The organism is Escherichia sp. KS167_9B (genome assembly GCF_030295215.1).
GTDB lineage: Bacteria > Pseudomonadota > Gammaproteobacteria > Enterobacterales > Enterobacteriaceae > Escherichia > Escherichia coli_F.
In genome coordinates, this window is the sequence record NZ_AP025754.1 from 834,689 (window position 1) to 853,702 (window position 19,014).

Genomic DNA, 19,014 nt, shown 5'->3' on the forward strand with positions numbered 1-19,014 from the left:
GCGCTTGCAGGTAAAGGATCCATTGATGACGAATAAATGGCGAATCAAGTACTTAGCAATCCGAATTATTAAACTTGTCTACCACTAATAACTGTCCCGAATGAATTGGTCAATACTTCCACACTGTTACATAAGTTAATCTTAGGTGAAATACTGACTTCATAACTTTTACGCATTATATGCTTTTCCTAGTGATGTTTGTAACAACTTTGTTGAATGATTGTCAAATTAGATGATTAAAAATTAAATAAATGTTGTTATCGTGACCCAGATCACTGTTCGGGATAAAACCCGACAAACTATATGTAGGTTAATTGTAATGATTTTGTGAACGGCCTATACTGCCGCCAGGTCTCCGGAACACCCTGCAATCCCGAGCCACCCAGCGTTGTAACGTGTCGTTTTCGCATCTGGAAGCAGTGTTTTGCATGACGCGCAGTTATAGAAAGGACGCTGTCTGACCCGCAAGCAGACCGGAGGAAGGAAATCCCGACGTCTCCAGGTAACAGAAAGTTAACCTCTGTGCCCGTAGTCCCCAGGGAATAATAAGAACAGCATGTGGGCGTTATTCATGATAAGAAATGTGAAAAAACAAAGACCTGTTAATCTGGACCTACAGACCATCCGGTTCCCCGTCACGGCGATAGCGTCCATTCTCCATCGCGTTTCCGGTGTGATCACCTTTGTTGCAGTGGGCATCCTGCTGTGGCTTCTGGGTACCAGCCTCTCTTCCCCTGAAGGTTTCGAGCAAGCTTCCGCGATTATGGGCAGCTTCTTCGTCAAATTTATCATGTGGGGCATCCTTACCGCTCTGGCGTATCACGTCGTCGTAGGTATTCGCCACATGATGATGGATTTTGGCTATCTGGAAGAAACATTCGAAGCGGGTAAACGCTCCGCCAAAATCTCCTTTGTTATTACTGTCGTGCTTTCACTTCTCGCAGGAGTCCTCGTATGGTAAGCAACGCCTCCGCATTAGGACGCAATGGCGTACATGATTTCATCCTCGTTCGCGCTACCGCTATCGTCCTGACGCTTTACATCATTTATATGGTCGGTTTTTTCGCTACCAGTGGCGAGCTGACATATGAAGTCTGGATTGGTTTCTTCGCCTCTGCGTTCACCAAAGTGTTCACCCTGCTGGCGCTGTTTTCTATCTTGATCCATGCCTGGATCGGCATGTGGCAGGTGTTGACCGACTACGTTAAACCGCTGGCCTTGCGCCTGATGCTGCAACTGGTGATTGTCGTTGCACTGGTGGTTTACGTGATTTATGGATTCGTTGTGGTGTGGGGTGTGTGATGAAATTGCCAGTCAGAGAATTTGATGCAGTTGTGATTGGTGCCGGTGGCGCAGGTATGCGCGCGGCGCTGCAAATTTCCCAGAGCGGCCAAACCTGTGCGCTGCTCTCCAAAGTCTTCCCGACCCGTTCCCATACCGTTTCTGCGCAAGGCGGCATTACCGTTGCGCTGGGTAATACCCATGAAGATAACTGGGAATGGCATATGTACGACACCGTAAAAGGGTCGGACTATATCGGTGACCAGGACGCGATTGAATATATGTGTAAAACCGGGCCGGAAGCGATTCTGGAACTGGAACACATGGGGCTACCGTTCTCGCGTCTTGATGATGGTCGTATCTATCAACGTCCGTTTGGCGGCCAGTCGAAAAACTTCGGTGGCGAGCAAGCGGCACGTACTGCGGCGGCAGCTGACCGTACCGGTCACGCACTGTTGCACACGCTTTATCAGCAGAACCTGAAAAACCACACCACCATTTTCTCCGAGTGGTATGCGCTGGATCTGGTGAAGAACCAGGATGGCGCGGTAGTTGGTTGTACCGCACTGTGCATCGAAACCGGTGAAGTGGTTTACTTCAAAGCCCGTGCGACTGTGCTGGCAACCGGCGGGGCAGGGCGTATTTATCAGTCCACCACCAACGCGCACATTAACACCGGCGACGGCGTCGGTATGGCTATCCGTGCAGGTGTACCTGTGCAGGATATGGAAATGTGGCAGTTCCACCCGACCGGTATAGCAGGTGCGGGCGTACTGGTCACCGAAGGTTGCCGTGGTGAAGGCGGTTACCTGCTGAACAAACATGGCGAACGCTTTATGGAGCGTTATGCGCCGAACGCCAAAGACCTGGCGGGCCGTGACGTGGTGGCGCGTTCCATCATGATCGAAATCCGTGAAGGTCGCGGCTGTGATGGTCCGTGGGGGCCACATGCAAAACTGAAACTCGACCACCTGGGTAAAGAAGTTCTCGAATCCCGTCTGCCGGGTATCCTTGAACTCTCCCGTACCTTCGCACACGTCGATCCGGTGAAAGAGCCGATTCCGGTTATCCCAACCTGTCACTACATGATGGGCGGTATTCCGACCAAAGTGACCGGTCAGGCGCTGACGGTGAACGAGAAAGGCGAAGATGTGGTTGTTCCGGGGCTGTTCGCGGTAGGTGAAATCGCTTGTGTTTCGGTACACGGCGCTAACCGTCTTGGCGGTAACTCGCTGCTGGACCTGGTGGTCTTTGGTCGCGCAGCGGGCCTGCATCTGCAAGAGTCTATTGCCGAGCAGGGCGCACTGCGCGATGCCAGCGAGTCTGATGTTGAAGCGTCTCTGGATCGCCTGAATCGCTGGAACAACAACCGTAATGGTGAAGATCCGGTGGCGATTCGTAAAGCACTGCAAGAATGTATGCAGCATAACTTCTCGGTCTTCCGTGAAGGTGATGCGATGGCAAAAGGGCTTGAGCAGTTGAAAGTGATCCGTGAGCGTTTGAAAAATGCCCGTCTGGATGACACTTCCAGCGAGTTCAACACCCAGCGCGTTGAATGCCTGGAACTGGATAACCTGATGGAAACGGCGTATGCAACGGCTGTTTCTGCCAACTTCCGTACCGAAAGCCGTGGCGCGCATAGCCGCTTCGACTTCCCGGATCGTGATGATGAAAACTGGCTGTGCCACTCCCTGTATCTGCCAGAGTCGGAATCCATGACGCGCCGAAGCGTCAACATGGAACCGAAACTGCGCCCGGCATTCCCGCCGAAGATTCGTACTTACTAATGCGGAGACAGGAAAATGAGACTCGAGTTTTCAATTTATCGCTATAACCCGGATGTTGATGATGCTCCGCGTATGCAGGATTACACCCTGGAAGCGGAAGAAGGTCGCGACATGATGCTGCTGGATGCGCTTATCCAGTTGAAAGAGAAAGATCCCAGCCTGTCGTTCCGTCGTTCCTGCCGTGAAGGTGTGTGCGGTTCCGACGGTCTGAACATGAACGGTAAGAATGGTCTGGCCTGTATTACCCCGATTTCGGCACTCAACCAGCCGGGCAAGAAGATTGTGATTCGCCCGCTGCCAGGTTTACCGGTGATCCGCGATTTGGTGGTAGACATGGGACAATTCTATGCGCAATATGAGAAAATTAAGCCTTACCTGTTGAATAATGGACAAAATCCGCCAGCTCGCGAGCATTTACAGATGCCAGAGCAGCGCGAAAAACTCGACGGGCTGTATGAATGTATTCTCTGCGCATGTTGTTCAACCTCTTGTCCGTCTTTCTGGTGGAATCCCGATAAGTTTATCGGCCCGGCAGGCTTGTTAGCGGCATATCGTTTCCTGATCGATAGCCGTGATACCGAGACTGACAGCCGCCTCGACGGTTTGAGCGATGCATTCAGCGTATTCCGCTGTCACAGCATCATGAACTGCGTCAGTGTATGTCCGAAGGGGCTGAACCCGACGCGCGCCATCGGCCATATCAAGTCGATGTTGTTGCAGCGTAATGCGTAAACCCAGGCCTGATAAGACGCGCAAGCGTCGCATCAGGCAAACAGTGCCGGATGCGGCGTGAATGCGTTATCCGGCCTACAAAAGAAATGCAGGAATCGTAGGCCTGATAAGACGCGCAAGCGTCGCATCAGGCAAACAGCGCCGGATGCGGCGTGAATGCGTTATCCGGCCTACAAAAGAAATGCAGGAAATCTTTAAAAACTGCCCCTGACACTAAGACAGTTTTTAAAGGTTCCTTCGCGAGCCACTACGTAGACAAGAGCTCGCAAGTGAACCCCGGCACGCACATCACTGTGCGTGGTAGTATCCACGGCGAAGTAAGCATAAAAAAGATGCTTAAGGGATCACGATGCAGAACAGCGCTTTGAAAGCCTGGTTGGACTCTTCTTACCTCTCTGGCGCAAACCAGAGCTGGATAGAACAGCTCTATGAAGACTTCTTAACCGATCCTGACTCGGTTGACGCTAACTGGCGTTCGACGTTCCAGCAGTTACCTGGTACGGGAGTCAAACCGGATCAATTCCACTCTCAAACGCGTGAATATTTCCGCCGCCTGGCGAAAGACGCTTCACGTTACTCTTCAACGATCTCCGACCCTGACACCAATGTGAAGCAGGTTAAAGTCCTGCAGCTCATTAACGCATACCGCTTCCGCGGTCACCAGCATGCGAATCTCGATCCGCTGGGACTGTGGCAGCAAGATAAAGTGGCCGATCTGGATCCGTCTTTCCACGATCTGACCGAAGCAGACTTCCAGGAGACCTTCAACGTCGGTTCATTTGCCAGCGGCAAAGAAACCATGAAACTCGGCGAGCTGCTGGAAGCCCTCAAGCAAACCTACTGCGGCCCGATTGGTGCCGAGTACATGCACATTACCAGCACCGAAGAAAAACGCTGGATCCAACAGCGTATCGAGTCTGGTCGCGCGACTTTCAATAGCGAAGAGAAAAAACGCTTCTTAAGCGAACTGACCGCCGCTGAAGGCCTCGAACGTTACCTCGGCGCAAAATTCCCTGGCGCAAAACGCTTCTCGCTGGAAGGCGGTGACGCGTTAATCCCGATGCTTAAAGAGATGATCCGCCATGCTGGCAATAGCGGCACCCGTGAAGTGGTTCTCGGGATGGCGCACCGTGGTCGTCTGAACGTGCTGGTTAACGTGCTGGGTAAAAAACCGCAAGACTTGTTCGACGAATTTGCCGGTAAACATAAAGAACACCTCGGCACGGGCGACGTGAAATACCACATGGGCTTCTCGTCTGACTTCCAGACCGATGGCGGCCTGGTTCACCTGGCGCTGGCGTTTAACCCGTCTCACCTTGAGATTGTAAGCCCGGTAGTTATCGGTTCTGTTCGCGCCCGTCTGGACAGACTCGATGAGCCGAGCAGCAACAAAGTGCTGCCAATCACCATCCACGGTGATGCCGCAGTGACCGGGCAGGGCGTGGTTCAGGAAACTCTGAACATGTCGAAAGCGCGTGGTTATGAAGTTGGCGGTACGGTACGTATCGTTATCAACAACCAGGTTGGCTTCACCACCTCTAACCCGCTGGATGCCCGTTCTACGCCGTACTGTACTGATATCGGCAAGATGGTACAGGCACCGATTTTCCACGTTAATGCGGATGATCCGGAAGCCGTTGCCTTTGTGACCCGTCTGGCGCTCGATTTCCGTAACACCTTTAAACGTGATGTCTTCATCGACCTGGTGTGCTACCGCCGTCACGGCCACAACGAAGCCGACGAGCCGAGTGCAACTCAGCCGCTGATGTATCAGAAAATCAAAAAACATCCGACGCCGCGCAAAATCTACGCTGACAAGCTGGAGCAGGAAAAGGTCGCGACGCTGGAAGATGCCACTGAGATGGTTAACCTGTATCGCGATGCGCTGGATGCTGGCGATTGCGTGGTAGCAGAGTGGCGTCCGATGAACATGCACTCTTTCACCTGGTCGCCGTACCTCAACCACGAATGGGACGAAGAGTACCCGAACAAAGTTGAGATGAAGCGCCTGCAGGAACTGGCTAAACGTATCAGTACGGTGCCGGAAGCGGTTGAAATGCAGTCTCGCGTTGCCAAGATTTATGGCGATCGCCAGGCAATGGCTGCCGGTGAGAAACTGTTCGACTGGGGCGGCGCGGAAAACCTCGCTTACGCCACGTTGGTTGATGAAGGCATTCCGGTCCGCCTGTCGGGTGAAGACTCCGGTCGCGGTACCTTCTTCCATCGTCATGCGGTGATCCACAACCAGTCCAACGGTTCTACTTACACGCCGCTGCAACATATCCATAATGGTCAGGGCGCGTTCCGCGTCTGGGACTCCGTACTGTCTGAAGAAGCAGTGCTGGCGTTTGAATACGGTTATGCCACCGCAGAGCCGCGCACGCTGACTATCTGGGAAGCGCAGTTTGGTGACTTCGCTAACGGTGCGCAGGTGGTTATCGACCAGTTCATCTCCTCTGGCGAACAGAAATGGGGTCGGATGTGTGGCCTGGTGATGTTGCTGCCGCACGGTTACGAAGGGCAGGGGCCGGAGCACTCCTCCGCGCGTCTGGAACGTTATCTGCAACTTTGTGCTGAACAAAACATGCAGGTGTGCGTACCGTCTACCCCGGCACAGGTTTACCACATGCTGCGTCGTCAGGCGCTGCGCGGGATGCGTCGTCCGCTGGTGGTGATGTCGCCGAAATCCCTGCTGCGTCATCCGCTGGCGGTTTCCAGCCTCGAAGAACTGGCGAACGGCACCTTCCTGCCTGCCATTGGTGAAATCGACGAGCTTGATCCTAAGGGTGTGAAGCGCGTAGTGATGTGTTCTGGTAAGGTTTATTACGACCTGCTGGAACAACGCCGTAAGAACAATCAACACGATGTCGCCATTGTGCGTATCGAGCAACTCTACCCGTTCCCGCATAAAGCGATGCAGGAAGTGTTGCAGCAGTTTGCTCACGTCAAGGATTTTGTCTGGTGCCAGGAAGAGCCGCTCAACCAGGGCGCATGGTACTGCAGCCAGCATCATTTCCGTGAAGTGATTCCGTTTGGGGCTTCTCTGCGTTATGCAGGCCGCCCGGCCTCCGCCTCTCCGGCGGTAGGGTATATGTCCGTTCACCAGAAACAGCAACAAGATCTGGTTAATGACGCGCTGAACGTCGAATAAATAAAGGATACACAATGAGTAGCGTAGATATTCTGGTCCCTGACCTGCCTGAATCCGTAGCCGATGCCACCGTCGCAACCTGGCATAAAAAACCCGGCGACGCAGTCGTACGTGATGAAGTGCTGGTAGAAATCGAAACTGACAAAGTGGTACTGGAAGTACCGGCATCAGCAGACGGCATTCTGGATGCGGTTCTGGAAGATGAAGGTACAACCGTAACGTCTCGTCAGATCCTTGGTCGCCTGCGTGAAGGCAACAGCGCCGGTAAAGAAACCAGCGCTAAAGCTGAAGAGAAAGCGTCAACTCCGGCACAACGCCAACAGGCGTCTCTGGAAGAGCAAAACAACGATGCCTTAAGCCCGGCGATCCGTCGCCTTTTGGCTGAACACAATCTTGATGCCAGCGCCATTAAAGGCACCGGTGTAGGTGGTCGTCTGACCCGTGAAGATGTGGAAAAACATCTGGCGAAAGCCCCGGCGAAAGAGTCTGCACCGGCAGCAGCTACTACGGCGGCGCAACCGGCTCTGGCTGCACGTAGCGAAAAACGTGTTCCGATGACTCGCCTGCGTAAGCGTGTGGCAGAGCGTCTGCTGGAAGCGAAAAACTCCACCGCCATGCTGACCACGTTCAACGAAGTCAACATGAAGCCGATTATGGATCTGCGTAAGCAGTATGGTGAAGCGTTTGAAAAACGTCACGGCATCCGTCTGGGCTTTATGTCCTTCTACGTGAAAGCGGTGGTTGAAGCCCTGAAACGTTACCCGGAAGTGAATGCTTCTATCGACGGCGATGATGTGGTTTACCACAACTATTTCGACGTCAGCATGGCGGTATCTACGCCGCGCGGCCTGGTGACGCCGGTTCTGCGTGATGTCGATACCCTCGGCATGGCAGACATCGAGAAGAAAATTAAAGAGCTGGCAGTTAAAGGCCGTGACGGCAAGCTGACGGTTGAAGATCTGACCGGTGGTAACTTTACCATCACCAACGGTGGTGTGTTCGGTTCCCTGATGTCTACGCCTATCATCAACCCGCCGCAGAGCGCAATTCTGGGTATGCACGCTATCAAAGATCGTCCGATGGCAGTGAATGGTCAGGTTGAGATCCTGCCGATGATGTACCTGGCGCTGTCCTACGATCACCGTCTGATCGATGGTCGCGAGTCCGTGGGCTTCCTGGTAACGATCAAAGAGTTGCTGGAAGATCCGACGCGTCTGCTGCTGGACGTGTAGTAGTTTAAGTTTCACCTGCACTGTAGACCGGATGAGGCATTATCGCTTTCTCCGGCAATTGAAGCCTGATGCGACGCTGACGCGTCTTATCAGGCCTACGGGGACCATCAATGTAGGTCGGATAAGGCGCTCGCGCCGCATCCGACAAGCGATGCCTGATGCGACGCTTGCGCGTCTTATCAGGCCTACGGGTGACCGACAATACCCGGAAGCGATACGAAATATTCGGTCTACGGTTTAAAAGATAACGATTACTGAAGGATGGACAGAACACATGAACTTACATGAATATCAGGCAAAACAACTGTTTGCCCGCTATGGCTTACCAGCACCGGTGGGTTATGCCTGTACTACTCCGCGCGAAGCAGAAGAAGCCGCTTCAAAAATCGGTGCCGGTCCGTGGGTAGTGAAATGTCAGGTTCACGCTGGTGGCCGCGGTAAAGCGGGCGGTGTGAAAGTTGTAAACAGCAAAGAAGACATCCGTGCTTTTGCAGAAAACTGGCTGGGCAAGCGTCTGGTAACGTATCAAACAGATGCTAATGGCCAACCGGTTAACCAGATTCTGGTTGAAGCAGCGACCGATATCGCTAAAGAGCTGTATCTTGGTGCCGTTGTAGACCGTAGTTCCCGTCGCGTGGTCTTTATGGCCTCCACTGAAGGCGGCGTGGAAATCGAAAAAGTGGCGGAAGAAACTCCGCACCTGATCCACAAAGTTGCGCTTGATCCGCTGACTGGCCCGATGCCGTATCAGGGTCGTGAGCTGGCGTTCAAACTGGGTCTGGAAGGTAAACTGGTTCAACAGTTCACCAAAATTTTCATGGGTCTGGCGACCATTTTCCTTGAGCGCGACCTTGCTCTTATCGAAATTAACCCGTTGGTTATTACCAAACAGGGCGATCTGATCTGCCTCGACGGTAAACTGGGCGCTGATGGCAACGCACTGTTCCGCCAGCCTGATCTGCGCGAAATGCGTGACCAGTCGCAGGAAGATCCACGTGAAGCACAGGCTGCACAGTGGGAACTGAACTACGTTGCGCTGGATGGTAACATCGGTTGTATGGTTAACGGCGCAGGTCTGGCGATGGGTACGATGGACATCGTTAAACTGCACGGCGGCGAACCAGCTAACTTCCTGGACGTTGGCGGTGGCGCAACCAAAGAACGTGTAACCGAAGCGTTCAAAATCATCCTCTCTGACGACAAAGTGAAAGCCGTTCTGGTTAACATCTTCGGTGGTATCGTTCGTTGCGACCTGATCGCTGACGGTATTATCGGCGCGGTAGCGGAAGTGGGTGTTAACGTACCGGTCGTGGTACGTCTGGAAGGTAACAACGCCGAACTCGGCGCGAAGAAACTGGCTGACAGCGGCCTGAATATTATTGCAGCAAAAGGTCTGACGGATGCAGCTCAGCAGGTTGTTGCCGCAGTGGAGGGGAAATAATGTCCATTTTAATTGATAAAAACACCAAGGTTATCTGCCAGGGCTTTACTGGTAGCCAGGGGACTTTCCACTCTGAACAGGCCATTGCATACGGCACTAAAATGGTTGGCGGCGTAACCCCTGGTAAAGGCGGTACTACCCACCTCGGTCTGCCGGTGTTCAACACCGTGCGTGAAGCCGTTGCTGCCACCGGCGCTACCGCTTCTGTTATCTACGTACCAGCACCGTTCTGCAAAGACTCCATTCTGGAAGCCATCGACGCAGGCATCAAACTGATTATCACCATCACTGAAGGCATCCCGACGCTGGATATGCTGACCGTGAAAGTGAAACTGGATGAAGCAGGCGTTCGTATGATCGGCCCGAACTGCCCGGGCGTTATCACTCCGGGTGAATGTAAAATCGGCATCCAGCCTGGTCACATTCACAAACCGGGTAAAGTGGGTATCGTTTCCCGTTCCGGTACACTGACCTATGAAGCGGTTAAACAGACCACGGATTACGGTTTCGGTCAGTCGACCTGTGTTGGTATCGGCGGCGACCCGATCCCTGGCTCTAACTTTATCGACATCCTCGAAATGTTCGAAAAAGATCCGCAGACCGAAGCGATCGTGATGATCGGTGAGATCGGCGGTAGCGCTGAAGAAGAAGCGGCTGCGTACATCAAAGAGCACGTTACCAAGCCAGTTGTAGGTTACATCGCTGGTGTAACTGCGCCGAAAGGCAAACGTATGGGCCACGCGGGTGCCATCATTGCCGGTGGGAAAGGGACTGCGGATGAGAAATTCGCTGCTCTGGAAGCCGCAGGCGTGAAAACCGTTCGCAGCCTGGCGGATATCGGTGAAGCACTGAAAACTGTTCTGAAATAAATATCTGTAATAAGAAATAGCCCTCGCCGCTTCCCTCTACAGGAATGGCGAAGGGCTGTCGGTTTCGACATGGTTGGCCATCGTATGATGGCCTTTTTTATGCTTTAAACGTTAACCACGGTCGAAATCTGACCGCTGGCTGAATTAATCCGGCTTCTTGTTGAGCTTCGATAACCGGACCAATATCTTTATAAGCCGCTGGCGCTTCTTCAAGACGTCGTTCTTCGCGCAATGTGACGCATTGCCACGGCAGCGTTGACTCTTCAGTCGCGCGTGAGCGCATGGCCTGCCGACGCTGGCTGCGTCCTGCTCCGTGACTGCATGACCACAGCCACTCCGGGTTGCCGCAACCAACCGCAAGCCACGAATAATCGCCCATTGAACCGGGGATTAACGCCAGATTGCCCACTCGTGCCGGTGTTGCGCCTTTGCGATGAATATTCATTTCATGCTCGCGAAGGATGATGTTATGTGGCACATCCACCACCAGATGCGAATTGTCCTGATGAAAGAGATTGGCAAGACATACGCGCACCATTTCGGCAATTGTCACGCGATTTAACCACGCGTAACGCGCCGCCATTCCTATCGCTTGTAGATATTCCTCCGCCAGTCCGCCTGCCAGACCATATAACCCGCTTTGTGGATGTTTATGTCCGGTGGGCCATTCAGCACGGGCGCGATCCATCCAGCGTCTTCCGACGTAAAAGCCAACATCTCGTGATCCACTGTGGATCATCACCACAATATCGCCTGTTTTCAGCCCTTGTTGCCAGGCCACATGGCGATCAACCACGTTATCAACGACCTGAAGTTCAATAAAATGATTACCTGAACCCGGCGTACCAAGACAAGGATCGCGGAGTAATGCGCGGTCCGTTGCCAGCAGGGCGGGTGGGGCATAACGCGAATGACTGTTATGCTCTTTAAGCCCAATGCAGCGGTCAATCTCTTGCGTCATCCGGGGGATATTTGTACGTGTCCAGAGACCTGCTGATGGCAAGGCCGACATGCAATCTGCCGGTCCGCCATCAAAAAGCGCGGTGAACGCCTGTGCGGATAACGGAACATCGCGCTCATTTTGCAGTAGCACTTGCGTTAACCGCTGAGCGATGACGTCTTTATGCGCTTCGGCTTGCTCAAGTGTTAATCCGGTCGTCAGCAGCCGCATGCCACAAGAAATATCGGTGCCGATGGCGGCGGGAATGACTAAATCCGGCGTTGAGGCCACCACCGCGCCAACGGGGACGCCATTGCCGGGATGAAAATCTGGCGTCGCGCACGTCTGGCGCACATAACCTGGGTGGTCTGGTAGCTTCACATCTGCAAAATCAAGCAGTTGTGTCACTGCTTTTTCTTCCAGCGGCAGTTCGTCCGGCAGCAGTACGCGGGCACTGGCTCCTGATGGACGACATAATGAAACAATATTGTTGGCGCGGGAAAGTTGGATCCCTTTGCGCAGAAAGGCTTTATCAAGCCTTGAAAGATGATGCATAACGCTGTCCTGAAATATAGACGTTAATCAACCCCCTGTATTGCGAGGGTAATTTTGTCTTTCCGGTCAGCAGCCAGCAAAAGGGAAAGAAAACGCGCGTAGTGTATGCAGCGATAGCAAGTTTTACAAGTGGTAAATCTGGCTTATTGTTAAAGAGGAATTATCTTTTGTGAAGTCTTTTAAGGCTATGACTCATTCAATTTAACCGGACATAGATAATATATAACATAGGGTATATAAATTTATCATTGTATACTTGTCATAATTCAAGTTGCATGTGCTGCATCGATGTTCGCTCACCCAGGTCACTTACTTATGTAAGCTTCTGGATATTCATTATTTGTTCCCTTCCTGCAACTTGACTTATTTAGAGTATATTCATGTATATGAATAATATTCTTGCAATAATAGCTTTAAAGTATTGCATGCGGATAACTGAGGTGAAATTCCTGTTTTAGGATTATTGTCACTTTATTTTCCTGGTTAGACATATAGCTGACTGGTTTGTTTATTTGAATTATGATATTCATTAGTGCTACTGTTTTTTATAAAATAATTTTTGAATTGTTATTTTTTCACGGACGGCATTATGCGAGGAAAAATACCTAAAACGGAGCTGCTGGTGACTTTTGAGGTCGTCGCACGACATGAAAGTTATACCAGAGCGGCAGAGGAGTTAGCGTTAACCCAAAGTGCTGTATTCAGACAAGTAAGTGCGCTGGAGGAATTTTTACATACTCCGTTATTTTCACACTCTAAAAAACGCATTTTTCTTAATGATGCAGGGAAGTATTACCTGGGGATAGTAAAAGAAACATTAAATAAGCTGGAGCGCGATACCAATACGATTATGACATGGCAGCCTACGGTTCAGGTTATTGAACTTGCCGTTAATCCTACTTTTAGTACCCACTGGTTAATCCCAAATTTACATGAATTCACAAAGTTACATCCCGATATTATTGTTAATATTCATTCTTTAGCTAATAACGGCGATTTTCTTAATCGGGAGTACGATGCTGTCATTATGCGCGAAAATTTTTGCGCGCCCTGGGCGGAAGTAGAATATCTCTTTGAAGAGGAGATTTTGCCGGTATGCAGCGGCAGTTTGCTTGCAATGTCCGATCAAAAACTGTCAGTGGCAGAACTGCTTACTGAGTTACCACTTCTGCATCAAAGCACCCGTATTACTGGCTGGGAAGAGTGGTTTGCTTTATCTGGCGTTAGCAGTCCGCTGGTCAATAACGGACCACGTTTCGATTTGCTTTCAATGCTGATTGCCGCCGTGCGCTCTAATCTCGGCGTGGCGCTGTTACCACGGTTCGCTATTCAACATGATTTGGATAGTGGCGATATGGTGATTCCCTGTGATGTGCCTATTCGTACCGGTAATCGTTTTATTATGACGTGGCAGGAAGAGAAGTCTGACTCTCCGCACTTGCAGCAATTTCGTGAATGGTTGCTGGCGAAATCGGTCGTACCGCAGGAGATGTAAAACCTGCGCCTGGCGGGATGCCAGGCGCAGTTATTACCAGTCGATCCCCGGCTGGGCCTGAATGCCGTTATCAAAAGCATGTTTGACGGGGCGGATTTCACTTACCGTATCCGCCATTTTTAATATCTGACTGTGGCAACCGCGTCCGGTGACAATGACACTTTGTTGTGCCGGATGGTTTTGCAGAGAAGTGATCACTTCTTCTGTATCCAGATAATGGTAAGCCAGCATATAGGTGAGCTCATCAAGCACCACTAAGTCGTAACGCTTGTCAGCCAGCATCCGTTTGCTTTCCGACCAGACCTCTTTCGCCGCATCGATATCCGCTTGCCGGTTCTGTGTCTCCCAGGTAAAACCGGTTCCCATAATATGAAACTCCACTCCCAGCGGCTGGAGAAGATTGTATTCGCCGTTGTCCCATTGCCCCTTGATGTACTGCGCAACCCCCACCGTTTTGCCATGGCCCACCGCGCGCGTTACAGTACCAAACGCGGCAGTGGATTTCCCTTTGCCGTTGCCGGTGAAAACAATCAAGATCCCTTTTTTCTCTATCGCCGCCGCGACGCGCGTATCGACCTGTTCCTTCAATTTCTGCTGGCGCTGCACATGCCGTTCAGTTGAAATTCGCGCTTCCATTCATTTTCCTTAATGTCCCGCAGGGCAACTGGCGCAGCGGTGTTGCTGCTCAAACTGGCTAAAGAAATTATTGCCTTTATCATCAACCAGGATGAATGCGGGCAGATTTTCCACTTCCATCATCCACACCGCCTCCATACCCAGCTCCGGGTATTCCAGGCAACGCAGACTTTTGACATATTCTTGCGCCAGTAACGCAGCTGCACCGCCAATACTTCCCAGATTGAAGCCGCCATGTTTGTGACAGGCATCGGTGACCTGCTGGCTGCGGTTACCTTTCGATAACATTACCAGACTGCCGCCAGCCGCCTGGAAGGTTTCGACATAACCGTCCATTCGACCGCCCGTGGTTGGACCCAGTGAACCGCAGGCCATGTTCTCCGGTGTTTTCGCCGGGCCAGCGTAATAGACAATATGATGCTTCAGGTAATCCGGCATCGATTCGCCGCTATCCAGCCGCGCTTTTATTTTTGCGTGGGCGATATCGCGCGCCACTACGATGGGACCACTTAACGACACGCGGGTACCTACCGGTAATCTGGCGAGATCCTGCATCACGTCACGCAACGGACGGTTTAGATCCAGGTGTACATGTAGCGAGTGATTTTCTTCCCGCAATGAGGCTGGAATATATTGCCCCGGATTGTGTTCGAGTTTTTCCAGCCAGATACCGTGCTTGTTAATTTTGGCTTTGATATTGCGATCGGCAGAACAGGAGAGCGCCATAGCTATCGGGCAGGAGCCACCGTGACGCGGCAGACGAATGACGCGAATATCATGAGCGAAATATTTACCCCCAAATTGCGCACCAATACCAAATTGCTGACTGGCTTCGAGCAACGCTTTTTCCAGCTCAATATCACGGAATGCTTGTCCCTGCTCGTTTCCGCTGGTGGGCAAATTGTCGTAATATTTCGTAGAGGCCAGCTTGGCAACTTTTAAGGTTTGATCGGCTGAAAGCCCTCCGACGACAAAGGCGATGTGGTAGGGCGGGCAGGCGGCCGTGCCCAACGATTTCATTTTGTCGATTAAAAATGCGGTCAGTTTTTCTGGTTGCAATAAGGATTTGGTTTCCTGATAAAGTGCAGCTTTATTGGCGGAGCCGCCCCCTTTATTAACACAGAGAAAATGGTACTCATTACCAGCGACAGCGCTGATATCAATCTGCGCCGGAAGATTGGTTTGCGTATTGACTTCGGTATACATATCCAGCGGCGCATTTTGTGAAAAGCGCAGATTATTTTCCTGGAAAGTACTGTAAATGCCTTTGCTTAAGGCTTCAGCGTCGTTACCTCCCGTCCATATCTGTTGCCCTTTACTGGCAACAATAGTTGCGGTGCCGGTATCCTGACAGTTGGGTAATACCCCTTTTGCTGAGACTTCAGCATTACGTAATAACTGCAACGCAACGTATTTATCATTACTGCTGGCCTGCGGATCGTTAAGAATGCTGGCGACCTGTTGCAAATGAGCGGAACGTAAGAAAAAAGAGGCTTCATAAAATGCCTGCCGGGCAAGCAGCGTTAATGCTTCAGGAGCGATTTTTATTACTTCTTCGCCGTCTAATTCCGTTACTGTAATATGTTGATCGCTAATTAATGTATATTCTGTACCGTCTTTATTTTGTAGAAACGGTTCTTGCCAGATAAATGGTTTGGACATATTTCACTTTTCACCTTAAACGTTAGTGTTACTTAATTGCCGTCTAACTTCATGATCCGGCTTATAAAAATGCGTAGTCATTGGCTTCTGATTTCTTAAGATCCCCCTCAGGGCAGAGCAACGTTCGATTCATTGGGTTTTAATGCTTTACCCCGACAACCCTCGCCGAAATGTTCGCCTTCCCACCGACTCACCATCGCAGCGCCCATTGCGTTGCTCATGACGTTTGTCGCGGAACGCCCCATATCAAGGAACGGATCAACGCCCATCAGCAAGATCAGCCCCGCTTCCGGAATATTGAACTGGTTGAGCGTGGCGGCGATAACCACCATTGAGGCGCGTGGTACGCCAGCCATTCCTTTCGAGGTCAACATCAGGATCAACAGCATGGTGATTTGCTCACCGATGGATAAATGGATATTGCAGGCCTGGGCGATGAAAACTGTGGCGAAGGAGCAGTAGGCCATTGATCCAACGAGATTAAATGAGTAGCCAATGGGTAAGACAAAGCTGGCAATTTTGGGGGAAACGCCAAATTGCTCCAGTTTTTCAAGCGTTCCCGGAAAAGCAGCTTCAGAACTGGATGTGGTAAATGCCAGCAGGGCGGGTTCAGAAAGGGCGCGGGTCAGGCGTCTGATGCAGGGGCCGACATAAACGATGGCCAGACCGATAAGCAGCACCCAAAGTAATAACATGGTGAAATAAAATTCACCCATAAAGATCCCGGCGCTCACCATAACTGCCAGTCCTCGTTCAGCAATCAATGCTGAAATAGCGGCGAATACGGTCAGGGGAGCGAAGAGCATGACGTAGCCAGTGAGCTTTAACATGGCATGTGCCAGCGAATCTAAGGCGTGAACGATGGCGCTGCCTTTCTCACCAATCGCCGTCAGGCTACAGCCGAGGAAAATTGAGAACACCACGATTTGCAAAATTTCATTGTGCGCCATGGCATCGACAATGCTGGTGGGGAAAGCATGCGAAATAAATACTTTTAGTGTAAAGGGTTCTGACGCGACCACTCCGGTGGTTTCGGCACCGTGTGCAACAAAATTAATTCCTGTGCCTGGCATGAAGAAATTTACCGTTATCAAGCCTAAGGCAATTGACAGCAATGAGGCGCAAATAAATAAAAAGAGTGTTTTAGAAAAAATACGACCAAGGGCTTTGGCATCGCCCATTTTAGCAATACCTACCACCAGGGTAGAGACCACTAACGGAGCGATAATCATTTTTATCAGTCGTAAGAAAATCGTCGTGAATATCGATATTTCTTGCGCATAGAGTTTTGCTGTTTCCGGTGAAGCAGTGTTATTGAGCACTACGCCGATAATCATTCCAAGTACCAGCGCCAAAAGAATCATCGTGGTTAAACTTATTTTCTTCATTTTTTCCTCCATCAGGTGCACGGCGATAAATCAGAATCAGGAGAAGTGGATGCCTGAATAGAGATTCAGGCATCTACCTGCTATAACAACCTTACAAATAGCTGAAGTGTTGAGCTGCAATAAGTGACGGGATGTCAGTTGGCTAAAAGTGTTCGGATTTTTACAAATCGAAACTCATATTTAATAAAGGTGCATGTTGCTGTGCGCCATAGACATCATTGTCACCTACATTCCCGGAGATAATATCTCGTGGCATGACAATTTTTACTGCGTTAGAAGGATCAAACCAGACAATACGATGAATAAAGTCAGGTTCAACATGATATAAGCGCGCAATCAGTTCTGGGGTTAATTGCCCTGATGATTTTACTCGCTCATAGTTTTCTTTGGTTTTAAATAAAATATCTAAAACCAGTTCGTAAGGTCCGGCATTTTTCGAACGAATGACTTGCGCCAGTGAGACAATTGACTGTTTCATGCCTGAACTCCTTCTGGCGTCACCTGTTCAATATGGAAATCAAAACGCAGAGCGTCGTTGGCTTCAATCAGGTGATATATGGAAAATTCGTATACCGGCCCGCCCTGGATATCAGAAGGGGAGAACGGGAACGCCAGGTTGCCTGCGGTAGCGATGCGGTTTTCATAGCCGTAGTGCAGCATGGTAGAGCGCACCAGCGAGCAAACGCTATTGGCAATATCCTGGGTCGGTGCAACTACATCAAGGACAATCCCCAGCTCATGCCCGGCAGTTTGCATCGGTTCATGGTCGCCCATCACCCCGTTTTTGCCGTACAGGTGGAAATTGATGCGAATGCTGTCATCGTCTAAGGACAGATTACGCGAAACGCTGGTTTTGACTTCATCGATGATGTTATCGATCCCGGCGATCATGATCGGGTCGCGCGTTCCGGCGATGGTCAAACAGCGGAAACCCACCCGCCGCGCACCTTCCAGTTTCAGGGCATAGGGCGTTTCTTCATGCTTAGAACCGCTGACGTAAACTTCGCCATCATTGATCGCTTTAAATGTGCAACCTTTCAGGTTTAGCACGCCGCCAGGTCCTGGCAGAAAGTAGGGATCGGATTTCTCATACAGTGTGTGTGCAGCCGCTGACGTTTCGGTAAATTTACGCTTCGGATTAAATGTCTTCAGCGTAAAGCCGTTGTCATCAATGATGCCCATCGCACAGTCAGAGCCTGAGCCGGGCGTTGCGGCGATTGCCGCGCATTCAAGGATTTTCCCACAATGCAGCGCCAGACCTTCATCAAAGCCTTGCATGATCGGTAGCGCAGCAAAGCAGGCCGGGTCGTAAGCGCGCCCGCCCAGCACCACTTGCGCGCCTTCTTTCAGCGCCTGCTGGAAGGGTTCGATGCCCATTTGCGCGACGATATACGTACTTTCGTCAATCGCGTCGTGGGTTAACGGCGGGACAAAATCCAGCGCCGTGATTTTGCCGTTATCCAGCGCCTGGTGGACGATGGCTTTGTCAACGTCTGCCGGGATCAGCGCCATCGAGAACGCGAGGTGCTCTTCCCGGGCAATCTCATGAATTATTTCTCGGCACCACTCCAGGTGTGGAGCGGCACCAGAACCGCCGGCCGTTCCGATCACTACCGGTATATTATTTTGCACGCCTGCGGTGATCATATAGCGTAGATCGCGCTTGACCCCTGCGCGATCGGTAAACGGTTTGCCCGCCCCGAGGTAGTGGGGGCCAGGATCGGAAGAGCCTGCATCAACGGCGATCAGATCGGGCGATTCTGCCATCGCTTTGCGGAAGCTCTCTTCCGGGAATCCATACCCGAGGATTGCCGTTGGCGATAAGACTTTAAAAGAACGAGCCAT

16 protein-coding genes are annotated in these 19,014 nt (G+C 51.3%); 9 read left to right on the forward strand and 7 right to left on the reverse strand.

Annotation, left to right across the window (positions count from 1 at the left end; translation table 11 throughout):
• Positions 1 to 68: 68 nt before the first annotated feature.
• Entirely contained in the window at positions 69 to 176 is a 108-nt protein-coding gene (locus tag QUE34_RS03935; protein ID WP_123057340.1) for a hypothetical protein, read from the reverse strand.
• 380 nt (positions 177 to 556) lie between these two features.
• On the opposite strand from QUE34_RS03935, the gene sdhC reads away from it, so the two are divergent.
• The 8 genes from sdhC to sucD all read left to right on the forward strand — a co-directional run bounded on the left by sdhC (position 557) and on the right by sucD (position 10,493).
• On the forward strand, positions 557 to 961 hold the full coding sequence (gene sdhC / locus QUE34_RS03940) for a succinate dehydrogenase cytochrome b556 subunit (RefSeq protein WP_000263355.1): 405 nt from the start codon (positions 557 to 559) through the stop codon (positions 959 to 961).
• On the forward strand, positions 955 to 1,302 hold the full coding sequence (sdhD, locus tag QUE34_RS03945) for a succinate dehydrogenase membrane anchor subunit (protein WP_000254365.1): 348 nt from the start codon (positions 955 to 957) through the stop codon (positions 1,300 to 1,302). The genes sdhC and sdhD overlap by 7 nt, the downstream gene beginning before the upstream one ends.
• Positions 1,302 to 3,068: a succinate dehydrogenase flavoprotein subunit gene (gene sdhA, locus QUE34_RS03950; RefSeq protein ID WP_000775540.1), complete on the forward strand. Its 1,767-nt coding sequence runs from the start codon at positions 1,302 to 1,304 to the stop codon at positions 3,066 to 3,068. Before sdhD ends, sdhA begins: the two co-directional genes overlap by 1 nt.
• Positions 3,069 to 3,083: 15 nt before the next feature.
• Positions 3,084 to 3,800: a succinate dehydrogenase iron-sulfur subunit SdhB gene (gene sdhB / locus QUE34_RS03955; protein ID WP_001235263.1), complete on the forward strand. Its 717-nt coding sequence runs from the start codon at positions 3,084 to 3,086 to the stop codon at positions 3,798 to 3,800.
• Positions 3,801 to 4,149: 349 nt separating this feature from the next.
• On the forward strand, positions 4,150 to 6,951 hold the full coding sequence (gene sucA / locus QUE34_RS03960; protein ID WP_001181473.1) for a 2-oxoglutarate dehydrogenase E1 component: 2,802 nt from the start codon (positions 4,150 to 4,152) through the stop codon (positions 6,949 to 6,951).
• Between the two features lie 14 nt (positions 6,952 to 6,965).
• On the forward strand, positions 6,966 to 8,183 hold the full coding sequence (odhB, locus tag QUE34_RS03965; RefSeq protein WP_032302705.1) for a 2-oxoglutarate dehydrogenase complex dihydrolipoyllysine-residue succinyltransferase: 1,218 nt from the start codon (positions 6,966 to 6,968) through the stop codon (positions 8,181 to 8,183).
• 274 nt (positions 8,184 to 8,457) lie between these two features.
• Positions 8,458 to 9,624: an ADP-forming succinate--CoA ligase subunit beta gene (sucC, locus tag QUE34_RS03970; protein ID WP_001048602.1), complete on the forward strand. Its 1,167-nt coding sequence runs from the start codon at positions 8,458 to 8,460 to the stop codon at positions 9,622 to 9,624.
• Entirely contained in the window at positions 9,624 to 10,493 is an 870-nt protein-coding gene (sucD, locus tag QUE34_RS03975; protein ID WP_000025458.1) for a succinate--CoA ligase subunit alpha, read from the forward strand. Before sucC ends, sucD begins: the two co-directional genes overlap by 1 nt.
• A gap of 97 nt (positions 10,494 to 10,590) precedes the next feature.
• Here the strand turns inward: sucD and QUE34_RS03980 are convergent, their stop codons facing one another.
• Positions 10,591 to 11,988, reverse strand: coding sequence for an RtcB family protein (locus QUE34_RS03980; protein WP_032302745.1), 1,398 nt, complete (start codon positions 11,986 to 11,988; stop codon positions 10,591 to 10,593).
• Positions 11,989 to 12,577: 589 nt separating this feature from the next.
• Here QUE34_RS03980 and QUE34_RS03985 point away from each other — a divergent pair.
• Positions 12,578 to 13,483, forward strand: coding sequence for a LysR substrate-binding domain-containing protein (locus QUE34_RS03985; RefSeq protein WP_001214260.1), 906 nt, complete (start codon positions 12,578 to 12,580; stop codon positions 13,481 to 13,483).
• A 33-nt stretch (positions 13,484 to 13,516) separates the two neighbouring features.
• Here QUE34_RS03985 and cobO read toward each other — a convergent pair whose 3' ends face one another.
• The 5 genes from cobO to QUE34_RS04010 all read right to left on the reverse strand — a co-directional run bounded on the left by cobO (position 13,517) and on the right by QUE34_RS04010 (position 19,014).
• Positions 13,517 to 14,119 (reverse strand): cob(I)yrinic acid a,c-diamide adenosyltransferase, encoded by a 603-nt coding sequence (gene cobO / locus QUE34_RS03990; protein ID WP_105283010.1) that lies wholly within the window; start codon positions 14,117 to 14,119, stop codon positions 13,517 to 13,519.
• A gap of 9 nt (positions 14,120 to 14,128) precedes the next feature.
• Positions 14,129 to 15,781, reverse strand: coding sequence for a class I fumarate hydratase (locus QUE34_RS03995; protein ID WP_032302706.1), 1,653 nt, complete (start codon positions 15,779 to 15,781; stop codon positions 14,129 to 14,131).
• A 107-nt stretch (positions 15,782 to 15,888) separates the two neighbouring features.
• On the reverse strand, positions 15,889 to 17,169 hold the full coding sequence (locus QUE34_RS04000) for a dicarboxylate/amino acid:cation symporter (RefSeq protein WP_000724204.1): 1,281 nt from the start codon (positions 17,167 to 17,169) through the stop codon (positions 15,889 to 15,891).
• A 160-nt stretch (positions 17,170 to 17,329) separates the two neighbouring features.
• Positions 17,330 to 17,647: a DUF4387 domain-containing protein gene (locus QUE34_RS04005; RefSeq protein ID WP_000813947.1), complete on the reverse strand. Its 318-nt coding sequence runs from the start codon at positions 17,645 to 17,647 to the stop codon at positions 17,330 to 17,332.
• Positions 17,644 to 19,014, reverse strand: a complete 1,371-nt coding sequence (locus tag QUE34_RS04010) for an acyclic terpene utilization AtuA family protein (protein WP_032302707.1) — start codon at positions 19,012 to 19,014, stop codon at positions 17,644 to 17,646. Before QUE34_RS04010 ends, QUE34_RS04005 begins: the two co-directional genes overlap by 4 nt.

What these genes read in the sequence shown, in the direction of transcription:
- QUE34_RS03935 (WP_123057340.1), bottom strand. Translation starts at nt 176, where the DNA reads ATGCGTAAAAGTTATGAAGTCAGTATTTCACCTAAGATTAACTTATGT.
- sdhC (WP_000263355.1), top strand. Translation starts at nt 557, where the DNA reads ATGTGGGCGTTATTCATGATAAGAAATGTGAAAAAACAAAGACCTGTT.
- sdhD (WP_000254365.1), top strand. Translation starts at nt 955, where the DNA reads ATGGTAAGCAACGCCTCCGCATTAGGACGCAATGGCGTACATGATTTC.
- sdhA (WP_000775540.1), top strand. Translation starts at nt 1,302, where the DNA reads ATGAAATTGCCAGTCAGAGAATTTGATGCAGTTGTGATTGGTGCCGGT.
- sdhB (WP_001235263.1), top strand. Translation starts at nt 3,084, where the DNA reads ATGAGACTCGAGTTTTCAATTTATCGCTATAACCCGGATGTTGATGAT.
- sucA (WP_001181473.1), top strand. Translation starts at nt 4,150, where the DNA reads ATGCAGAACAGCGCTTTGAAAGCCTGGTTGGACTCTTCTTACCTCTCT.
- odhB (WP_032302705.1), top strand. Translation starts at nt 6,966, where the DNA reads ATGAGTAGCGTAGATATTCTGGTCCCTGACCTGCCTGAATCCGTAGCC.
- sucC (WP_001048602.1), top strand. Translation starts at nt 8,458, where the DNA reads ATGAACTTACATGAATATCAGGCAAAACAACTGTTTGCCCGCTATGGC.
- sucD (WP_000025458.1), top strand. Translation starts at nt 9,624, where the DNA reads ATGTCCATTTTAATTGATAAAAACACCAAGGTTATCTGCCAGGGCTTT.
- QUE34_RS03980 (WP_032302745.1), bottom strand. Translation starts at nt 11,988, where the DNA reads ATGCATCATCTTTCAAGGCTTGATAAAGCCTTTCTGCGCAAAGGGATC.
- QUE34_RS03985 (WP_001214260.1), top strand. Translation starts at nt 12,578, where the DNA reads ATGCGAGGAAAAATACCTAAAACGGAGCTGCTGGTGACTTTTGAGGTC.
- cobO (WP_105283010.1), bottom strand. Translation starts at nt 14,119, where the DNA reads ATGGAAGCGCGAATTTCAACTGAACGGCATGTGCAGCGCCAGCAGAAA.
- QUE34_RS03995 (WP_032302706.1), bottom strand. Translation starts at nt 15,781, where the DNA reads ATGTCCAAACCATTTATCTGGCAAGAACCGTTTCTACAAAATAAAGAC.
- QUE34_RS04000 (WP_000724204.1), bottom strand. Translation starts at nt 17,169, where the DNA reads ATGAAGAAAATAAGTTTAACCACGATGATTCTTTTGGCGCTGGTACTT.
- QUE34_RS04005 (WP_000813947.1), bottom strand. Translation starts at nt 17,647, where the DNA reads ATGAAACAGTCAATTGTCTCACTGGCGCAAGTCATTCGTTCGAAAAAT.
- QUE34_RS04010 (WP_032302707.1), bottom strand. Translation starts at nt 19,014, where the DNA reads ATGGCTCGTTCTTTTAAAGTCTTATCGCCAACGGCAATCCTCGGGTAT.